Raw genomic sequence first — 18,308 nt, forward strand, 5'->3', positions numbered from 1 at the left:
CGTATGGGCAGGTCGAAGACTGCACGTCCGGCCAGGGCGGGGCCGACCGCGACGGGCCTTACTCTCTACGCCATGCGCAACCCCTTCCGCGCGCTACACCCTCGGCAGCTTCGCGGCCTGCGACTGTTCCTCGTCATCACCGTGGCCGCGCTGGCGGCGGGCCTGGCGGGCACCGCGCTGCTGCCCGCCGAGCACCGGGGGCTGGCCGTCGGGCTGATCCTCGCCGCGGGTCTGGCCGTGGGCTGGTTCGCGGTGACCGGCTTCCGTCCCGTTTGGACGGCGGTGGCCGCGGTGATCGGTTTCCTGTTCGTCGTGATCATGTTGCGCGAGACCGGGCCGAGTCTGCTTCAGCTGCGCGGCGGCCTGGTGGAGGCGCAGGTCGTGTCGTTGCGGGAGAGCGGCGGGCCTACCGGCCGCTACCACTATGCGATGGCCGCCCACTCCGGCCGGGCCCTCGGCGGTGAGCTCACCGTCGACGAGGCGGCCTACCGCATCGGCGAGTCGGTGACCGTGGTCGAGGAGCCGGACGGGCTGGCGCATCCGATGCTGCCCAGTGAGCTGACCGAGCACCGGCAGAGCTGGCTCGCGGTCACCGTGCTGTATCTGGCGACCGCGGCGCTGTGCCTGCTGGCGGGGCGGCCGCGGCGGGCGAAGGCGAGCTGATCCAGGTCACAGGCGGGACTCCAGCCAGGGGCGCAGCACCGGCAGCACCGCCGCGGCCTGCATGGCCCGCATGTGGTCCAGTCCGTCGAGGACGGCGACGTCCCAGCCGAGCGCTTCGAGTGCGGCCCGCTCGCGTTGCACGGGTCCGGCGATGTCGACGGTGACGCCGCCCCACTGCTCGCCGTACTCCATGGTGTCGGCGGAGCCGACGACGCACAGCCGCGGGCAGGTCAGCGACGGCTGGGCGGCGCGGTCGTCGAAGTCGCGCAGCGACTCGTACAGCGTCACGAACTGGCGGGTCTGGTCGACGGTGGTGACGACCGAGACGGTCGACCAGTCGCCGGGCACGGTCTCGGCCGGCGTCGGCGGGTGCTGCACGGCTTTCAGGGATGCCGCGTGCGCGGCGGTGGTCACCGCGAGCATCGCCGCGTACGGGCCGCCGACCGGCGGGTAGCCGCCCATGACCAGGGCGGACAACCGGTCGGTGTGCAGTGCGAGCTGCTGGCCGAGCAGCCCGAGCCAGGAGTAGCCGTAGTAGGCGAACCGGTCGGCGCCTGCCGCGTCGGCGACGGCCAGCAGGTCACGGGCGGCGTTGGCCGGGGTGAGCGTCTCGGGTTTCGGGTGTGCCATGACGTGGCCCTCGTAGTCGAAGGCGACGACCCGGAAGCGGTCGCGCAACCCGTTGATCAGCGACTGCCCGAGCGCCGGGTCGGCGCCCCAGGCGCGCATGGCCTCGGCCTTCGGGCCTTCCAGCGGGGCCGGGTCGACGGGCAGCAGCAGGACGGGCCCGTCGCCGTGCGCCTCGAAATCGATCGTGCTGCCGTCGTGCAGTCGTACGCTCGCCATCACCATCTCCGTATGCCGTAAAGTGATCCTGGCGAAGACATTAGCTTACGGTGTACGGAGATGCCAGATGACGTTGTACGGCGGCCAGGGCGACCCTGCGCGGACCATGGCGCTGCTGTGGCGGGCGCACTCCCCCGCGGGCCCCGACGCGCCCCGCGCCAGCCGCGCCGCCCCCGGCCCGAAGCAGGGCCTCACCGTCGACGCGATCCTCGATGCCGCCATCGCGATAGCCGACGCCGACGGGATGGACCGGCTGTCCATGCGCGCCGTCGGCGAGCGGCTGGGCACCTCGGCGATGGCGCTCTACACCTACGTGCCGAGCAAGCGCGAACTCGTCGACCTGATGTACGACCACGCCCACGCGGACTGGCCGCAGCGGTACCCGCTCGACAGCGGCCCGCGGGCCGCCGTGCAGGCCTGGGCCGACGACCTGTGGGGCCGCTACCTGCGCCATCCGTGGCTGCTGCAGGTGTCCTACGCCCGGCCGGTGCTCGGCCCGCACGAGCAGACGGTCCTCGAATCGCTGCTGGGCGTCCTGCACGCCGCCGAACTGCCGCCGGACCGGCTGCGTCCCGCCGTCAGCGCGCTGTTGCACCTCGTGCGGGGCGCCGCGCAGACGGCCACCGAGGCACGGGCCGCCGCGGCAGCCACCGGCACCTCCGACCAGCAGTGGTGGACCGAACGCTCCGCCCTGCTCAGCGGCCTGGCACCCGACTTCGCGCAGCGCTTTCCCCGCTCGACGGCCCTGGCCGGATCATCGTCCACGGCAGACTACGACCCGGTCCGCCAGGGCAAGGACGCCCTCGACGGCGGGCTGCGGCTGCTGCTGGACGGTCTGTTCGCCGACGGCGGCGCAGCCGCCTGACACCGCCGCCCCACCGCGTCGGGAGCAAGCCGCCCGTCGCGATCGCGGGATCAGGGCGTGAGGCCGCGCAGCAGCAGCGCCAGCCCTTCGCCGAACTCGCGCTGCGGTGTCACGCCGCGCGCCGACACGGCCGTCTCGGCCAGGTACGGGTACTGCTCGCCGAGTGTGGCCAGCACGTCGGTGCCGGCGCCGGACAGCGGCCCCAGCCCTTCGGCCTGCAGCGCGCCGATCAGGTAGCTCACCAGCGCGCGGAACGCGATGACCCGCCGCTCGCCGGTGAAGCCCGCCCCGGCCAGGACGCTCAGCATGGCCTCCCCGCTGCGGCGTACGCCCGGGGAGGCGTGCCGGTGCACCAGCAGCAGCGGCACCATGGCCGGGTGCGCGTGCACCGCCAGCCGGATGCGTTCGCACAGCGCGGCGATGCGTTCCTGCCAGGTGGGCAGGTCGGGCACGGTGAAGTCGACGCCGCCCAGCACGAGTTCCACGACCAGCCGTTCGAGCTGCTCCCGGTCACTGACGTACCGGTAGAGCGACATCGTGCCCATGTTCAGTTCCTGCGCCACGGTGCGCATCGTCAGCACGGCGAGGCCGTCACGGTCGACCACGGCCAGGGCGGCGGCGGCGAGCTGGTCGGTGGTCAGCGATCGCTTGCGGGGCACGGCTTGACAGCGTACAAGATACGCTTATAGTTCGTAGGCGTACGTTGTACTCCTACGAAGGGCGTACTCATGGCCAAGCTCGTACCCGGCGACCGGGCACCCTCCGCCGAGCTCACCGCCGTCACCGGCGAACCGGTGCGTTTCCCGCACCCCGGCCGCCTCGTCCACCTGCAGTTCCGGCGCTTCGCCGGCTGCCCGATCTGCCACCTGCACCTGCGCTCCTTCGTCCGAGCCACGGACCGGCTCGCCGAAGCGGGCGTCCGCGAGATCGTGTTCTTCCACTCCGGGGCCGACGAACTGCTCGAACACGTCACCGGCCTGCCCTTCCCGTCGATCGCCGACGGCGAGAAGCACTGGTACCGGGCCTTCGGCGTCGAGGCCGGGGCACGGTCGCTGCTCGACCCGCGCGCCTGGCCGGGAATCGTGCGCGGCATCGCGGTCGCCCTCTGGCTCCTGCCGCAGCGCAAGGCCCACCTGCCCGCGACCAGCCCGGCCGGCGGCCGTCTCGGCCTGCCCGCGGACTTCCTCATCGGGCCGGACGGCACCGTGCTGGCCGCCAAGTACGGCGAGCACGCCGACGACCAGTGGAGCGTCGAGGAGGTGCTCACCCTGGCCCGTGCGGCCGGGCACACGAACGCCCAGGTGTGAGCCCGGAGCACACGGTCCTCGGGGTGGTGCGTCCGGCACGTACGATGCCGAGCCATGTTCGCCTCCCGGCTCGCCCGCACCCGTGGCCTGATCGCGCTGACCGTCGTGCTCACGGCCGGCTGGCAGGCGGCCGCCCACCACGTCCCGGACCGACTGGTGTCGATCGGCATCCTGATGCAAGGGGCCGAGTTCGCGGCGGCGATCGCGTTGCTACTGCTCCTGGTGCTGCGGCCGAGCGGGGAGCGGACCACGTTCGACGTCCGGGCGGGCGCGTTCACCGCCTCGTCGCGGCAGTGGCTCGGCATCCACCTCGCCTGGGTCATGATCGCCGGGGTCCTGGTGGGTCCGGGCCCCGGCGAGACCTGGGCCGAGCTGAGCCTGTTCGACATCCTTCTGGACATCCCGGTCGCGCTGGTCGCGGTCGGCGGCGCGCTGCTGTCCTGGTGCGACCTGCCCCGCCTGGAACTGTGGCCCGACGGTGTACGGGTGCGCCGGCTGCGCTCGGCGGTAACGCCCTGGGCCGCACTGCGGCGCGGCACCCCGCTGCGGCCCCGCCGCAACGAGCAGAACCTCACCCTGCCCGTGGACCAGCCCGACCTCGTGGCACCGGCGTTCGCCAAGAACCCGCTGATCCCGCTCGGCTGGGACGCCGACCCTTGGTTCGTCGCCGACGCCATCCGCTGGTACGTCGACCACCCGCAGGACCGGCGCGCCATCGGCACCGAGGCCGAACTCGTGTTCCTCCGGGCCCGAATGGCCACCCAGTCCGAGTGAGCCGCCCGCCCCTTGCCGAACCGGCCGACCGGGCGGATGATGGCCCCCGTCGTTGATCACCGGGAAGGTGCGTACGCCATGCTTCGGGTCCTCGGCCGCGGTGCGCTCGTCGGTCTGGCCGCTTTCCTGGCCGCCGGCCTGGTGGGCATCCTGCTCGGCGACGACGTGGCCGGCTTCGACGCCGCGCACGACCTGGTGGTGCCCGTCGTCGCGCTGGTCGCCGCGGGAGTCGCGGCCTGGCTGCTGAAACTGCGCCAGCCGGTGCTGGTCCCCGTGCTCGGCCTGGTCGTCAACATCGCCCTGAACCTGGCGCTGCGCTGGTACGTGACCAGCGCGATGACCGACGACGAGGGCGTGCTCCACCTCGACCGCCAGCCGTTCGAAACCGGCGGGAGCGTGCTGTCGGCGCTGTCCCTGCCCAGCCCGCTGCTGCACGGCGCCTACCTCGTCGTGCTCGGCGTCATCGGCGCGGTGATCGCGGACAGGGTCGCGCAGGCCAACGCGGAGATCGACGCCTCCGCCCGGCGGCGCTGACCGCGACCTGCGCGTGACGGGCTGTTCACAACTTCCACAATCACGAAATATTGAGTTTCTTGAGATCCTCGGCGGCGCTTCCTAGGCTCGGACACATGGAGCGCAGGCCCTTGCTGACGGCCCGCCGGCACGTCGATCTGCGGCGGCAGGCGAGTTCCCTCTGTCTGCGCTGACCTGCGCGACCGGCCCGCCCTCAGGCGGCTGACCGCGGCCGTGTGGCACCGCCACCGCCGCCCCGCTCCCCCTTCACCCGGCTGTGCGCCGGGCACCTCCTGCTGCGCGGCGTGACGCCGCCGTGCGCGTACGAAAGGAAGCCCATGTCCGACAGCACCCCTTCGCTGAAGCGGCGCACCCTGCTCGCGGCCACCGCCGCGGCGGGCGCGACCGCGGCCGCCGGCTGGCCCGCGGCCGCCGCGCAGGCCGCCGACACCAGGCCGAACGTCCTCGTGATCGTCACCGACGACCATCCGAAGCAGACGGCGTGGGCGATCCCGAAGACGCGGGCCTGGCTGACCGGCAACGGCGTCGAGTTCACCCGGGGGCACGCGACCACGCCGCTGTGCGCGCCGGGCCGCTCCTCGATCTTCACCGGCCAGTACGCGCACAACCACGGCGTACGCGGCAACCAGCACGCCGCGAACCTGAACCACCACTCCACCGTGCAGCGCTACCTGCAGCAGGCCGGCTACCGCACCGGCCTGTACGGCAAGTACCTCAACGGCTGGGACGTCGAGGACAACCCGCCCCACTTCGACGAGTTCGCGGTGCTCGCCCCGCCGACCTTCAACAACGGCACCTGGAACGTCGACGGCACCGTCCAGACGATCAACAACTACACCACCACCGTGGTGAAGAACCGGGCACTGAGCTTCCTCGACCGCAGCGTCGCCGACACCCGCCCCTGGTTCCTCTACCTCGCCCCGTACGCCTCCCACGGCCCGAACACCCCCGAGGGCAAGTACGCCGACACGGCCGTGCCGACGTGGGACGGCCGCCCGTCGGTGCCCGAAGGCGACCGCAGCGACAAGCCCGGCTTCATCCAGGACGCCACCGGCACCCTGGCCGACGGCCGCAACATCCGCACCAACCAGCTGCGCACCCTGCTGTCGGTCGACGACGCCGTGCAGGCCGTGCACGACAAGCTCGAAGCCCTCGGCCAGCTGGACAACACGCTGGTCTTCTTCATCGCCGACAACGGCTTCGCCTGGGGCGACCACGGCTGGACCAAGAAGTCGGTGCCCTACACCCCCGTCGTCGAGGTGCCGTTCTTCGTGTCCTGGCCGGCCGGCGGTCTGGACACCGGCACCAACGACAGCCGGCTCGCGGCCAACATCGACATCGCGCCGACCATCCTCGACGCGGCCGGGATCACCCCCGACGCGCAGTATCCGCAGGACGGGCACTCCCTGCTCGGCTCCCACCGGCGGACCCGCGTGCTGACCGAGTTCTTCAAGCACGGCACCGGCACCGGCGGCCCGCTCACCTGGGCGTCGTACATCGGCGCGAACAAGCAGTACACCGAGTACTACCAACTGCACACCGACAACAACGGCCTGCCGACCGGCTCCGGCGCGGTGCTGTTCCGCGAGTACTACGACCTGACCAACGACCCGCACCAGTTGGTCAACAAGCTCCACAACGCCACCCCCGCCCAGGAACAGGCACTGGGCATCCCCGCGCTGGCGGCGCAGCTGGCCGCCGACCGCGTCAGCTCCGGCAGCACCGCACCCTGACCCGACCGGCACCGCCCGGCGGCGGGGACGCCCCGCCGCCGGGCCGATGATGGGACCAGCATGACCGCACACCCACCCGCCTGCTGCGCACCCTCGACGGACAGCACCGGGCCCGCCCTGCTCGCACTCACCGCGAGGCCGACAGGCAGCTCCGCGACGACGACCGCGCAGCCGGATACGCATGGTCCGCACGCCGTGTCCCGGACCCACCGACCGAGCCCCCCGGACACCCGCACACCGTCGCGGGCCGCTGGGCGCACCGTCGCCATACCCGGCGGCAGGTTCCTGATGGGCACCGACGACGCCGAGGGCTTCCCCGCCGACGGCGAGGGCCCGGTCCGCGAGATCGAGCTGCGCCCGTTCCGCATCGACCCGACCACGGTCACCAACGCGCAGTTCGCCACGTTCGTGAAGGCCACCGGGCACCTCACCGACGCCGAGCGGTTCGGGTTCTCGTTCGTGTTCGAGGGGTTCCTGCCGCCGCAGCAGGCCCGCCAGGCGCAGCGGGTGCAGGCCGCGCCGTGGTGGGCGGTGGTGCCCGGAGCCGACTGGCGGCGGCCGTACGGTCCCGGCTCCGACGTCGGCGCGCTGCAGAACCATCCCGTGGTGCACGTGTCCTGGCACGACGCCCAGGCCTACTGCGACTGGTCGGGCACCCGGCTGCCGACCGAGGCCGAATGGGAGTACGCCGCCCGGGGCGGCCTGGAGCAGGCCCGCTACCCGTGGGGTGACGAGCTGACCCCGGGCGGGCGGCACCTGTGCAACATCTGGCAGGGCGAGTTCCCGGCCCGCAACACCGCCGCCGACGGGCACCTGGGCACCGCGCCGGTGAAGTCGTACCGGCCCAACGGATACGGCCTGTTCAACGTCGCGGGCAACGTGTGGGAGTGGTGCGCGGACTGGTTCAGCGTCGACTTCCACGTCACCGGCCCACGGGTCGATCCCGCCGGGCCGGCCGAGGGCACGGCGCGGGTGATGCGCGGCGGCTCGCACATGTGCCACGAGTCGTACTGCAACCGCTACCGCATCGCGGCCCGCTCCTCCAACACTCCCGACAGCTCGGCAGGCAACATCGGCTTCCGGGTCGCTGCGGGGTGATTCCGCAACAAGCGCGACTTATGATCGACGGGCCTGGTAAGTCAACCTCCACGAAAGGAACTGGAGGCTGCGCCTCCGCCCAACGCTGCGGGCAAGTCGAATTCCGCAGCGCGCCGCCGCCTGACTGACCGTCGCGTCGCAGGCCGGGGAGAGACTTCGTAGGCGACAATAACCGCATGTCGGTCATTCGACGGCACCCGATCGTGCAGCCATTGATCAACAGCGTGCTGCTGCTCGTCGTGTACTTCGTCGTGCCGACCGACAGCGGGCAAGGCACCTTGCCACTGATCGTCCGCGCACTGGCGACGCTCGTCGGGCTGGCCGTCGCGGTAATGCTCATCGTGCGCCAGGTCAGCCGCCAACTCGACGTCGCCGAAGCCCCACTGACCGGCTTGCTCACCGCACTGGTCGGCGGGGTGCTGTTCTTCGCGCTGGCCGACTACCTCGTCGCGATCAACGCGCCCGGAGAGTTCGTCGACCTGAACACCCGGCTCGACGGGCTGTACTTCGCGCTGTCCACGCTGGCCACCGTCGGGTTCGGCGACGTGCACGCGCAGGGCCAGGTGGCCCGCGGCCTGCTGTGCGTGCAGATGGTGTTCAACACCGTGATCATCGCAACCGGCCTGTCCGTGCTGTCCAAACAGATCGCCGCCCGCGCCCGCGAGCGCCGCGGCGCGGGCTAGCTCCACCGGCGGTCAGCCCGTACCGTCTGAGGCAGTGACCCTCGTGCGGGAGGCACCTGCCGTGAACAGTTCGAACTCGTTCGGTATCAGGTTGCGAAGCCATCGCGAGCGCGCGGGCAAGACGCGGGCCGTCTTGGGAGGACTTGTCGGCCGGTCGGAAGAATGGGTCAAGGCCGTGGAGAACGGCCGCATCCTTCAGCCTCGCCTGCCGATGCTGCTGCGTCTGGCCGAAGTCCTGGGTATCACCGATCTGGCCGACCTCACCGGAAACCACTCTGTACCGGTCGCCGCGGTGACCAAGGCTGCGAGCACCCCCGGTGATGCAGTCATCGCGGTGATGACCAGCCACGCGCGCCCCACGCCCACCGCTGAGCCGAACGCTGAGCGCTTCCTCGGCCGCGTCGATCACGCGTGGCAGTTGTGGCATAGCGCCCCGGCGGGCAAGGCCGCCATTGCCTCAGTGCTGCCCGACCTGCTCATTGAGGGTCGAGGCGCGGTCGCTCACCTCGACGGGCAGACCCGCAGACGTGCCAGCGCCGGTGTCGCAAGGGCCTACCACCTCGCTCAACAGTTGTTCGCATACAGCCCGTACACGGAGATGGTGTGGCTGTCGGCCGACCGTGCGATGTCCGCTGCGCAGGATGCCGACGATCCGAGCGCCATCGCCGCCGCGGCCTGGTACTACTCACACCTGTATCGCGCGTCCGGCCAGCTCACCAAGGCTCACGAGGTGGTCGAGCAGGCCGCCGCCGACCTCGATCCCCACTCCGGTCAGACCGAGCAGCTGGCCCGCTGGGGCAAACTGCAACTTGCGGCCGCCCGTACCCACAGCAAGGCAGGCAATGAAGGACTGGCGTGGAGGTGCTGGGACAAGGCGGAGCAGGCGGCTAACGCCCTGCCCACGGGTTACCTGCATCCGTGGCTCATGTTCGGTGCCGCCGAGGTGGCCGTGACCGCGATCGGGATGGAAGCCGACTTGTTCCACCCGGGCCGCGCCATTCGCCGCGCCGCCCGGCTCGAACTCGGCGCGCTGCCCGCGCACCGCCGGGCGGCCACATACATCGACATCGCCCGCGCCTACCACCTGACGGGCGACCCCGTCGGCGTGGTGCACATGATCAGCAAAGCGCTGCGGGAGAACGTCGACGTGACCGAACGGGACCTGTTCGTCCGGCAGGCCGTCCTCGACCTGGTGGACAACGGCGGCCCCGTCCGTGACGACGCCCGCGAACTCGCCCTCATCGTCGGACTGCTGCGGTAACCCAGCCGGGGGTACCGTTCCTACCCCTGCCCTTCCATCGACGCCCATACCGTCCTCGTGACCAGTCCCCAGACGGCTGGTCACCATCGGCACCGGGGTGGGCGTGACCGCATCTCCGTCCACCTCGGTGCCTTCCGCGCGGGGAGGACGGGCGTGTACGGGCGACAGGAGCCGGACGGGGACCGTGAGATCCAGCAGGAGATTCAGCGCGCGTACGCGGCCAGCAGAGCCCACCACTGGAACGCCTCGACCACGGTGGTGCGGGCCATCCGCGACCGCCTGGCGGCGACGACCGATCCGGCACGCTGGGTGATCTCCAGTGGCGAGCAGGTGGCCGTCGGAGATCATGTGGCACTGGCCCGCCACCCCGACTCGGTGGGGCGCATCGTCGGCATCTCCGGCCATGAGCAGGGCTTACCCCGCGTAGAGCTCACGGAAGGCCCGCAAGTGGGACAGGTCGTCGACGTGCCACCCGACGACATCCTCTTGAGGTTGCATCGCTAGATCCCCGCCTTCGTTAGTCTCACCCTCCGCCCAACCGGAGCCGTCGCCGCGCCCGTCGACCGGGTGAGTGCGACAACCGGAGGTGTGATGAACGGGGAACAGGAGCGGGAGTACGTCGCGTACGTGACCGCCCGGCTGCCCGCCTTGCGGCGGATCGCCGCGCAGCTGGCAGGCGATCCGCATCGGGGCGACGACCTGGTGCAGCAGGCCATCACCAGGCTGTACGTGAAGTGGCGACAGGCGGGCCAGGCCCGCAACCTCGACGCGTACCTGCACACGATCCTGGTGCGGACCTTCCTCGACGACCGCAGGCTCGCCTGGAGCAGGGTCAGCCTGTCCTCCGACGCGGGCAGCGAGCAGGTCGCCGCCGCCGCGGACGTGGACACCCGGATGGTGCTGCAGGTGGCACTCGGCCAGATGCCGCCGCGGCAGCGTGCCGCGGTGGTGCTCCGCTTCCTCGCCGACCGCTCGGTCGAGGAGGTCGCGGAGATCCTCCAGGTCTCGCCGGGGACGGTGAAGAGCCAGACCTCCGACGGCCTGGCCACCCTGCGGCGGTTGCTCGGCGAGCATCCCGCCACGGCGACCACAGCGAAGGGAGCAGACCGATGATGGACGAGGAAGTGCTGGGCGCGTTCCGGGAGGACCCGCTGCCGCCCTCGGGCGTGGACGTGGCGCGGGCCGTGCGCACGGGTCGGCGGCAGCGCAGGATGCGGAGCGCGAGCCTGGCCGGCGCGCTGGCGCTGCTGCTGGCGGGCGGAGCGGCGGTGCCGTTCTGGTTCTCCGCCGCGAACGGCCCGGCGAACCTGGGGGCGAGCCCGGGGGTCACGATCGGACCTCCCCCACCGCCGTGCCCGAGCCCCGAGCCGTCGCCGTCGGTGTCGACCTCGCCGCGCCCCGCCGGGACCGCCCCTGTCGAGTTCGACGTCCTGCGGCACTGGGTGGACGTCAGCGGCGTGTCCGGCCTGTACCCGCAGCTTTTCCGGACGGCTCGGTACTGGCAGTCCGTCCTCATGTACGACGCGGCCGAGCGGTTCACCGTGGAGGTGACCGTATACGCGGCGGGCGGCAAGCCCGTGTTCGGCAACCACGACGCCACCGAGTTCGCACCGGTAGACCTGACCGGGGCCGAGAGCGCCGGCCAGGTGGGTGGCAGGCCCGCCTCGTGGCTGCCCGGACGGCAGGGCATGTACGGCCGGGATGCGGCGCGGCTGGGCTGGCAGTGGGCCGAGGGCGGCTGGGCTTTCGTGGCGGCCGCCGACGGTGCGCAGGAGTCCGGCCGGCAGCCGTCGGCCGAGGCCATGGCCGCGCTGCGGGTGATGGCCGCGCAGGCCGCCGAGCAGCTCGTGATCGGCCGCGGGACGGCGGTGACCATGCCGTTCACGGTCCCGGGCATCCCGGAGTGCTCGCGGCTGACCGGGACCACCGTCTACCGGGGCACCCGCGGCGACGGCACCCCGTTCGTACGGCCCGGTCTGGTGTTCGGCCGGGCGGACAACACCGACCCGCTGCTGTTCCCGCCGGATGTGGAGACGACGGTGATCGCGGACTCGGCGGAGACCCCCGCGGACAAGCCTGGTTCGGTGAACGAACAGGTGGATGGACATCCCGCGGTGGTCGGTGACGGCACGGTGGTGCTGCATGGCCTGAATGGATTCATGTTGGAGGTCAGCGCGCCGGTGGGCCGGGACACGCTGCTGGCCTACGCCAGGGCGGTGCGGATCGTCGACGGCGCGCACGGGGATGAGAGCAAGTGGGCGGAGCGGCCGATCCGGTCGTGACCGTCGCGCGGCGACACCGCCCCTGCGGCCTTCGGGTCGCGGGGGCGGTGTCGTTCGATCGGGCGAACCTTGTGGGGCAAAAGCGCCCAATATGCTCGATCCTTTTGACATGCCATGCGTACGCCTCGATACGGTCGGCTTCGGCCCCGGTTCGCGTGAACGTGGCGACCGGCGCCCGTCCTGTTGCCTACGGAAGGTCAGCACCTTGCCCGGCCGACATTCACTGCCCCGAAAGCCCCGTCGCAGGCTCGCCCCGTTCGCCACCGCCACCGTCGCCACGGCCGTCCTGGTCGGAGGCGGTCTGATCGCCGCCGAGGTGGCCGCCGAGCCCCAGCAGAACGATCCCACTGCCGCCGCCGGAGAGACCGCCGCGACACCGTCGCCGTCACCGAAGGTCACCGACGCCCGCCGCGAAGTCCCGCAGCGCCCGTCCCGCGGCAACCGCAACGCTCCCGCCTCGCCGACCGAGACCGCCACGGTGCTCGACTCCGGCACCTGCAAGGCGTCCTACTACGACGAACCGCAGGGCACCGCCAACGGCGAGACCTTCGACCCGGACGCGTTGACCGCTGCGCACAAGTCGCTGAAGTTCAACACCCGGGTCCGGGTCACCAACACCGCCAACGGCAAATCCGTCGTGGTGCGCATCAACGACCGCGGCCCCTACATCACCGGGCGCTGCCTGGACCTGTCCCGGGCCGCCTTCGCCGAGATCGCGAACCTGAGCAGCGGAGTGACGACCGTACGGTACGACATCCTGGCCTAGCCGTTCAGGCATGTCAGTATGTCCATGTGGCCTCCATATACCTGGAACTCGGCTCAAAACGGATCTTCGCGTGCGCCCTGGAGTGGCCCGGCTGGTGCCGCTCCGGGCGCGACGCGGAACGCGCCCTCGCGGCGCTGACCTCCTACGCCGAGCGCTACGCGGTCGTCGCCGAGCGGGCGAAGATCCCGTTCGAGCCCGGTGACGTGCGCGTCGTGGAACGCGTGCGCGGCGGCTCGACCACCGACTTCGGCGCACCGGAGCAGCCCGCGAGCGCCGACTTCGCTCCCCGCGACCACGACACCGCGCAGCGGCAGGCCGCCCTCGTGCGGGCCGCCTGGGACGTCTTCGCCGACGTCGTCGCCGTCACCCCCGCCGAGCTGCGCAAAGGTCCACGCGGCGGGGGGCGGGACCGGGACCGGATGGTCGAGCATGTGCTCGCCGCGGAGGTGTCGTACGCCCGCCGGATCGGGGTCAGGCACCTCGCGCCCGGCGACACCGCGGCGCTGCGCGCCGAGGTGCTGGAGGTGCTGGGCAGCCCTACCGACGGCACTGCCCCGCCGCGCGGCGGCTGGCCGCACGCCTACGCGGCGCGCCGGATCGCCTGGCACGTGCTCGACCACGCCTGGGAGATGCAGGACCGCGCCACGCCGTAAACGGCTCGTGCCGCGTACTCCCTGCTCATAGGATCGGCGGATCGCCCGGCGGGCACGCCGCCGGTCCGACAGGCAGAGAGTGCAGGTGTACGTGTCATGCGCTGGTCAGAGCTCTACGTCCCGACCCTCCGCCAGGACCCGGCGGGGGCGGACGCTGTCAGCCACCGGCTGCTCCTGCGCGCGGGCTACATCCGGCAGCTGATGGCGGGCCACTACTCGCTGCTCCCGCTGGCCGTCCGGGTCCGCGCGAAGATCATCGAGGTGATCCGCGAGGAGATGTCGCGCATCGGGGCGCAGGAGTTCCTGCTGCCCACCATGCAGCCGGCCGAGGTCTGGCAGAAGAGCGGCCGGTGGGACAAGATCGGCGCGGAGATGTTCCGGCTGACCGACCGCAAGGGCGCCGACGTCGCGATGGGCATGACCCACGAGGAGATCTTCACCACCGTCGCCCAGGAGCTGCGCTCCTACCGCGACCTGCCCCAGCGCTGGTACCAGTTCCAGACGAAGTTCCGCGACGAGCCCCGCCCCAAGAGCGGCCTGATCCGGGTCCGCGAGTTCACCATGAAGGACTCCTACAGCTTCGACGTCGACGACGCCGGGCTCGACCGCTCCTTCGAGCTGCACCACGAGGCGTACACGCGGCTCTTCGCCCGGCTCGGCATTCCCGCGATCCCGGTCGAGGCGTCCAGCGGCATCATGGGCGGCAGCGACTCGATCGAGTTCATGTGCCCCACCGCCGCCGGCGAGGACATCGTCGTGCACTGCGCCTGCGGGTACGCCGCGAACGTCGAGAAGGCCACCTCGCACCTGCCCCAGGTCGCCGACGGCGACGGCCTGAGCGCGCCCGAGGCGTTCGACACCCCGGCCGCGCGCACCATCGAGGACCTGGTCACCGGCTTCGGCGTCACCGCCGACCGCCAGGTCAAGACCCTGGTGTACGTCGTCGACGACCAGCTCACCCTCGTGCTGATGCGCGGTGACCACGCCCTGGTCGAGCAGAAGCTCGTCGACACCCTGGCCGCGGTGAACGTGCGCCCCGCGCACCCCGAGGAGATCCGCGAGGCGCTCGGCGCGCTGCCGGGCAGCCTCGGCGGCGTCGGCGTCACCGGCCTGCCGATCCTGGCCGACCTCGCCCTGCGCGGCCGCCGCGACATGACCACGGGCGCCAACCGCGACGGCGTGCACCTGCGCGGCGTCGACGTCGAACGCGACATCGCCGTGGGCCGCTGGGCCGACCTGCGCGAAGTCGTCGCCGGCGAACCCTGCGCCCGCTGCGAGCAGCCCCTGGACGTGCTGCGCACCGTCGAGATCGGACACATCTTCAAGCTCGGCGGCCGCTACACCGAGACCCTCGGCGTCACCGTGCTCGGCGCCGACGGCGAGCGGGTCAACCCGGTCATGGGGTGCTACGGCATCGGCGTCGAACGCGCGCTGGCCGCGATCGTCGAGACGCACCACGACGACAAGGGCATCGTCTGGCCGGTGACGGTCGCGCCGTTCGAGATCGCGATCGCGGTGCTCGGCAACGCCGACGACGTCGTCGCGGCAGCCGAGTCGCTGTACGCCGGGCTGCGCGGGCAGCGCATGGACGTGCTGCTCGACGACCGGGCGGAGCGGCCCGGGGTGAAGTTCAGCGACATCGAGCTGATCGGGGTGCCGTACCGGATCACGGTCGCCGCCCGCGGCCTGGCCGAAGGCACCGTCGAGTTCACCGACCGGGCCACCGGCCACACCGAGCGCATCCCGCTGGCGGGCGCGATCGCCCACGTCACCGCCGCGGTGCGCGCCACCGAGTGACCACGAGCCGAAACGCGCCGTACCGTTCATGCCGCAGCCGCGACACGGGCGGGACGGCGCGTTTCGCGCCTGAGAAGGCGAGGGACCATGCCGGGAGAGATCCGGATCGAGCGACGCCACACCGGCGACGCCGCCTCCCGTGACCTGCGCGGGGAGTTCGTGGCCGAACTGGCGCGGCGCTACCCCGAGCAGGACTTCAGCGCGGATGCGGTGACCGACGCGCTGCCGGTGCTGGATGCGCCCGGGGCGGCGTGGTTCGTGGTGTACGACGGTGGCGAGCCGGTCGGCTGCGGCGGCCTGCGCGGGCTCGACGAGCACACCGGCGAGATCAAATGGGTGTACCTGCGCGAGGCCGCCCGGGGCCGCCAGGTTGGGCGCTCGCTGCTGGTCGAGTTGGAGGACGCCGCGCGCGGATTCGGCTACACGCGGCTGCGGCTTAGCACCGGCGACCGCCAGCCCGAGGCGCTGGGCCTGTACCTCTCCGCGGGCTACCGGCCCGTCGACGACGGCGTGCCCACCCTGCACCGGCTGGAGAAAGACCTGCGTCGGCCGACGAGGTACGCGTGACCTTCCGAAAGTTCCACGGCCGCCCGCACTGGCACACCACCCTGCGCCGCCTCGGCCAGGACGAGCACGGCGTGTGGCTGGGCGGCACCCGGCACACCCCGTGGCGGCGCGCCGGTCGGGCGGCGAGCTTCCCGCAGCACCCACACTTGCCGGACAAGTAAACGGCAGACCACCGGGACATTGCTCCAAAACATGACAGGACCTGTCAGGGTTCGCTGACAGGATCGACCTGTGAATGACACGTTGGCAGGAAAGATCGCCCTGGTCGCGGGTGCTACGCGGAGCGCGGGGCGGCAGGTCGCCGTGCAGTTGGGTGCGCAGGGTGCCACTGTTTATCTCACCGGGCGCAGCACCGCCGCGCAGCGCTCGGAGATGGACCGGCCGGAGACGATCGAGGAGACGGCGGAGCTGGTCCGCGCCGCCGGTGGCACCGCGATCCCGGTGCAGGTCGACCATCTGGTGCCGGAGCAGGTCGAGCGGCTCGTCCAGCGGATCGACGCCGAGCAGGGCCGCCTCGACGTCCTGGTCAACGCCATCTGGGGTGCCGAGAAGCTGTTCAGCTGGGACAAGAAGCTGTGGGAGGACGACCTGGAGACCGGCCTGCGCATCCTGCGGCTGGCCGTCGACACCCACATCATCACCAGCCACTACGCGCTGCCGCTGCTGATCAAGCAGCCCGGCGGCCTGGTGGTGGGCATGACCGACGGCACCGAGGAGTACAACCGCGCCAACTACCGGGTCGGCTTCTACTACGACCTGGCCAAGATGTCCGTGCTGCGGATGGCGTTCGCCCAGGGCAAGGAACTCGCACCGTACGGGGCCACCGCGGTCGCGCTGACACCCGGCTGGATGCGCTCGGAGATCATGCTGGAGCACTACGGCGTCACGGAGGCCACCTGGCGTGTCGCCGTGGCCGCGCAACCCCACTTCGCGATCTCGGAGTCCCCTGCGTACACCGGCCGCGCCGTCGCCGCGCTCGCCGCCGATCCGCGGGTCGCCCGGTGGAACGGCCAGTCGGTCTCCAGCGGGCAGCTCGCGCGGGAGTACGGGTTCACCGACCTCGACGGCAGCCGGCCGGACTGCTGGCGCTACCTGGTGGAGGTCCAGGACCCGGGCAAGCCGGCCGACGTCACCGGATACCGCTAGGGCTTCTTGTTCACGATCTCCGGGTGGATCAGGACGAACTCGCCGAGCTTGTCGACCGAGGCGGCTTTGAACATCAGCTTCGACGTCTCGTTGAGGTCCTCGAACGACTCCTTGTTGATCACGTAGCCGTTGTACCAGCCGCCGTTGGTCTTCAGTGACAGCAGGTCGGCGGCGGCGATGTCCTGCATGGCGAAGAAGAAGTCGATGACGTCCATGCCCCGGGGCAGGCTGACCAGCATCGACTCACCGGCCGCCCGGATCAGGTTGTTGACCTTGCCGATGTCGGTGAGCACCCCCGCGGAGGTCGCCTTCGCCACCATCGCCTGCATGAGCTGCTGCTGGTGGCGCTGGCGGCCGTAGTCGAGGGAGTTGTCCGGCAGGTAGCGCTGCCGGGCGAAGTCCAGCGCCTCCCAGTCCTGCATGTCCCGGCAGCCCTTCCTGTGCACGTAGCGCTGGTTGCCGGTGCGGTTGGCGTACGCGTTGGCCTCGGTGTCGTTCTCCATGCCGCCGACGTACTTCGGCTTGCCCTTGACCATGAAATGGTGGATCGACCTCGTGTCGGCCTCCACGCACATGCGCACGCTGCCCAGCGCCTTGATGACCTTGTTGAAGCCACTGAAGTCGATGACCACCGCGGCCTCGAACGTGATCCCGGTCAGCTTGCCGATCGTCTGCGCGGCGACCTTCAGGCCGCCCGCCCAGTCGCCCTTGGGCCCGAGCCCGGCCTGGAACGCGCCGTTGACCTTGCGGTAGCCGTGGCCCGGCACGTTGACCCGCACGTCGCGCGGCACCGACAGCATGTACGCCTCCCGGTGCGAGGCCGACACGTGCACGATCATGATGGTGTCCGAGCGCGCGTTGTCGGCCTTCTGCCCCGACCGCGTGTCGATGCCCAACAGCAGGATGTCGAACGCGCCCTTGAGCGCCGAGGCGTCGGGTGCGGCCGACCCCGAGGGCCCCGCGAGCACCTCCGGAGCCGCGACCTCGACGCTGTCGAGCAGCGTGTCGGCGAAGGACTTGACCGCGATCAGGCTGCCACCGGAGATCATCATCAGCAGCGCCCCGAACGTCACGGCGAGCTTGCTCCACAGCGGGGCGCGGCGGCGGGCAGGAGGCGGGGCGGCTTTGGCGGATGCACGGCGGCGGCGCTGGGACACAGGTCGCTCCTCTCGACGGGCGACGCGCCGCGCCGCCCACTCCTCTTGAGGACGGGTGCACCACCGCCGGATGTTGCCGCGATCCGGGGACGAATCTGTGCCGTCCACACCGGATGATCGGGGTGACGTGACCTGACCGGCGTCGATACGGCATTCTCGATGTGGAGCCGGACGAG

The 18,308-nt window shown here is 71.5% G+C and carries 21 protein-coding genes and 1 pseudogene; 19 read left to right on the forward strand and 3 right to left on the reverse strand.

From position 1 onward, the window contains the following. Positions 1–72: 72 nt before the first annotated feature. Positions 73–663, forward strand: coding sequence for a hypothetical protein (locus tag AB0B35_RS17235; RefSeq protein WP_361046189.1), 591 nt, complete (start codon positions 73–75; stop codon positions 661–663). A 6-nt stretch (positions 664–669) separates the two neighbouring features. Here the strand turns inward: AB0B35_RS17235 and AB0B35_RS17240 are convergent, their stop codons facing one another. Further along, a complete protein-coding gene (locus tag AB0B35_RS17240; RefSeq protein ID WP_361046191.1) occupies positions 670–1,509 on the reverse strand; it encodes an alpha/beta hydrolase in 840 nt (279 codons plus the stop codon). A 67-nt stretch (positions 1,510–1,576) separates the two neighbouring features. On the opposite strand from AB0B35_RS17240, the gene AB0B35_RS17245 reads away from it, so the two are divergent. Then, complete coding sequence (locus tag AB0B35_RS17245; RefSeq protein ID WP_361046194.1) at positions 1,577–2,374, forward strand: helix-turn-helix domain-containing protein; 798 nt, start codon at positions 1,577–1,579, stop codon at positions 2,372–2,374. A gap of 50 nt (positions 2,375–2,424) precedes the next feature. Here the strand turns inward: AB0B35_RS17245 and AB0B35_RS17250 are convergent, their stop codons facing one another. Then, positions 2,425–3,033: a TetR/AcrR family transcriptional regulator gene (locus AB0B35_RS17250; RefSeq protein ID WP_361046197.1), complete on the reverse strand. Its 609-nt coding sequence runs from the start codon at positions 3,031–3,033 to the stop codon at positions 2,425–2,427. 69 nt (positions 3,034–3,102) lie between these two features. Between AB0B35_RS17250 and AB0B35_RS17255 the strand changes: the two genes are divergently transcribed. From AB0B35_RS17255 to AB0B35_RS17335, 17 genes and pseudogenes are all read left to right on the forward strand, one after another. Then, positions 3,103–3,681, forward strand: a complete 579-nt coding sequence (locus AB0B35_RS17255; protein WP_361046199.1) for a peroxiredoxin-like family protein — start codon at positions 3,103–3,105, stop codon at positions 3,679–3,681. Positions 3,682–3,735: 54 nt separating this feature from the next. Continuing rightward, positions 3,736–4,455 carry a hypothetical protein gene (locus AB0B35_RS17260; RefSeq protein ID WP_361046202.1) on the forward strand — a complete coding sequence of 240 codons (720 nt, stop codon included), beginning with the start codon at positions 3,736–3,738 and terminating at the stop codon, positions 4,453–4,455. Positions 4,456–4,533: 78 nt separating this feature from the next. Beyond that, entirely contained in the window at positions 4,534–4,989 is a 456-nt protein-coding gene (locus AB0B35_RS17265) for a hypothetical protein (protein WP_361046205.1), read from the forward strand. Between the two features lie 95 nt (positions 4,990–5,084). Continuing rightward, entirely contained in the window at positions 5,085–5,162 is a 78-nt protein-coding gene (locus AB0B35_RS17270) for a putative leader peptide (protein WP_360525240.1), read from the forward strand. 144 nt (positions 5,163–5,306) lie between these two features. After that, positions 5,307–6,722 carry a sulfatase gene (locus AB0B35_RS17275; protein ID WP_361046206.1) on the forward strand — a complete coding sequence of 472 codons (1,416 nt, stop codon included), beginning with the start codon at positions 5,307–5,309 and terminating at the stop codon, positions 6,720–6,722. 60 nt (positions 6,723–6,782) lie between these two features. After that, positions 6,783–7,820 carry a formylglycine-generating enzyme family protein gene (locus tag AB0B35_RS17280; protein WP_361046209.1) on the forward strand — a complete coding sequence of 346 codons (1,038 nt, stop codon included), beginning with the start codon at positions 6,783–6,785 and terminating at the stop codon, positions 7,818–7,820. A 176-nt stretch (positions 7,821–7,996) separates the two neighbouring features. After that, entirely contained in the window at positions 7,997–8,503 is a 507-nt protein-coding gene (locus tag AB0B35_RS17285) for a potassium channel family protein (protein ID WP_361046211.1), read from the forward strand. Between the two features lie 34 nt (positions 8,504–8,537). Continuing rightward, positions 8,538–9,764, forward strand: a complete 1,227-nt coding sequence (locus AB0B35_RS17290) for a helix-turn-helix transcriptional regulator (RefSeq protein WP_361046214.1) — start codon at positions 8,538–8,540, stop codon at positions 9,762–9,764. Positions 9,765–9,917: 153 nt separating this feature from the next. Next, positions 9,918–10,268 (forward strand): hypothetical protein, encoded by a 351-nt coding sequence (locus tag AB0B35_RS17295; protein ID WP_361046217.1) that lies wholly within the window; start codon positions 9,918–9,920, stop codon positions 10,266–10,268. A gap of 87 nt (positions 10,269–10,355) precedes the next feature. Then, a complete protein-coding gene (locus AB0B35_RS17300; RefSeq protein ID WP_361046220.1) occupies positions 10,356–10,877 on the forward strand; it encodes a SigE family RNA polymerase sigma factor in 522 nt (173 codons plus the stop codon). Then, positions 10,874–12,046 (forward strand): hypothetical protein, encoded by a 1,173-nt coding sequence (locus tag AB0B35_RS17305; RefSeq protein WP_361046223.1) that lies wholly within the window; start codon positions 10,874–10,876, stop codon positions 12,044–12,046. Before AB0B35_RS17300 ends, AB0B35_RS17305 begins: the two co-directional genes overlap by 4 nt. Positions 12,047–12,251: 205 nt before the next feature. Continuing rightward, positions 12,252–12,812: a septal ring lytic transglycosylase RlpA family protein gene (locus AB0B35_RS17310; RefSeq protein ID WP_361046225.1), complete on the forward strand. Its 561-nt coding sequence runs from the start codon at positions 12,252–12,254 to the stop codon at positions 12,810–12,812. Positions 12,813–12,838: 26 nt separating this feature from the next. After that, positions 12,839–13,465 (forward strand): hypothetical protein, encoded by a 627-nt coding sequence (locus AB0B35_RS17315; protein ID WP_361046227.1) that lies wholly within the window; start codon positions 12,839–12,841, stop codon positions 13,463–13,465. A gap of 96 nt (positions 13,466–13,561) precedes the next feature. Next, a complete protein-coding gene (locus AB0B35_RS17320) occupies positions 13,562–15,262 on the forward strand; it encodes a proline--tRNA ligase (RefSeq protein ID WP_361046230.1) in 1,701 nt (566 codons plus the stop codon). A 66-nt stretch (positions 15,263–15,328) separates the two neighbouring features. Next, positions 15,329–15,829: pseudogene (locus tag AB0B35_RS17325) on the forward strand (GNAT family N-acetyltransferase); the annotation flags it as partial. Continuing rightward, positions 15,826–15,990: a hypothetical protein gene (locus AB0B35_RS17330; RefSeq protein WP_361046232.1), complete on the forward strand. Its 165-nt coding sequence runs from the start codon at positions 15,826–15,828 to the stop codon at positions 15,988–15,990. The pseudogene AB0B35_RS17325 and the gene AB0B35_RS17330, both read left to right, overlap by 4 nt. Positions 15,991–16,060: 70 nt before the next feature. Further along, positions 16,061–16,975 (forward strand): SDR family oxidoreductase, encoded by a 915-nt coding sequence (locus AB0B35_RS17335; protein ID WP_361046234.1) that lies wholly within the window; start codon positions 16,061–16,063, stop codon positions 16,973–16,975. On the opposite strand, the gene AB0B35_RS17340 is transcribed toward AB0B35_RS17335, so the two are convergent. Continuing rightward, positions 16,972–18,132: an LCP family protein gene (locus AB0B35_RS17340; RefSeq protein WP_361046236.1), complete on the reverse strand. Its 1,161-nt coding sequence runs from the start codon at positions 18,130–18,132 to the stop codon at positions 16,972–16,974. The two genes, AB0B35_RS17335 and AB0B35_RS17340, sit on opposite strands and share 4 nt — an antisense overlap. Positions 18,133–18,308 lie beyond the last annotated feature (176 nt).

It is taken from the genome of Catellatospora sp. NPDC049133 (assembly GCF_040648455.1).
GTDB lineage: Bacteria > Actinomycetota > Actinomycetes > Mycobacteriales > Micromonosporaceae > Catellatospora > Catellatospora aurea.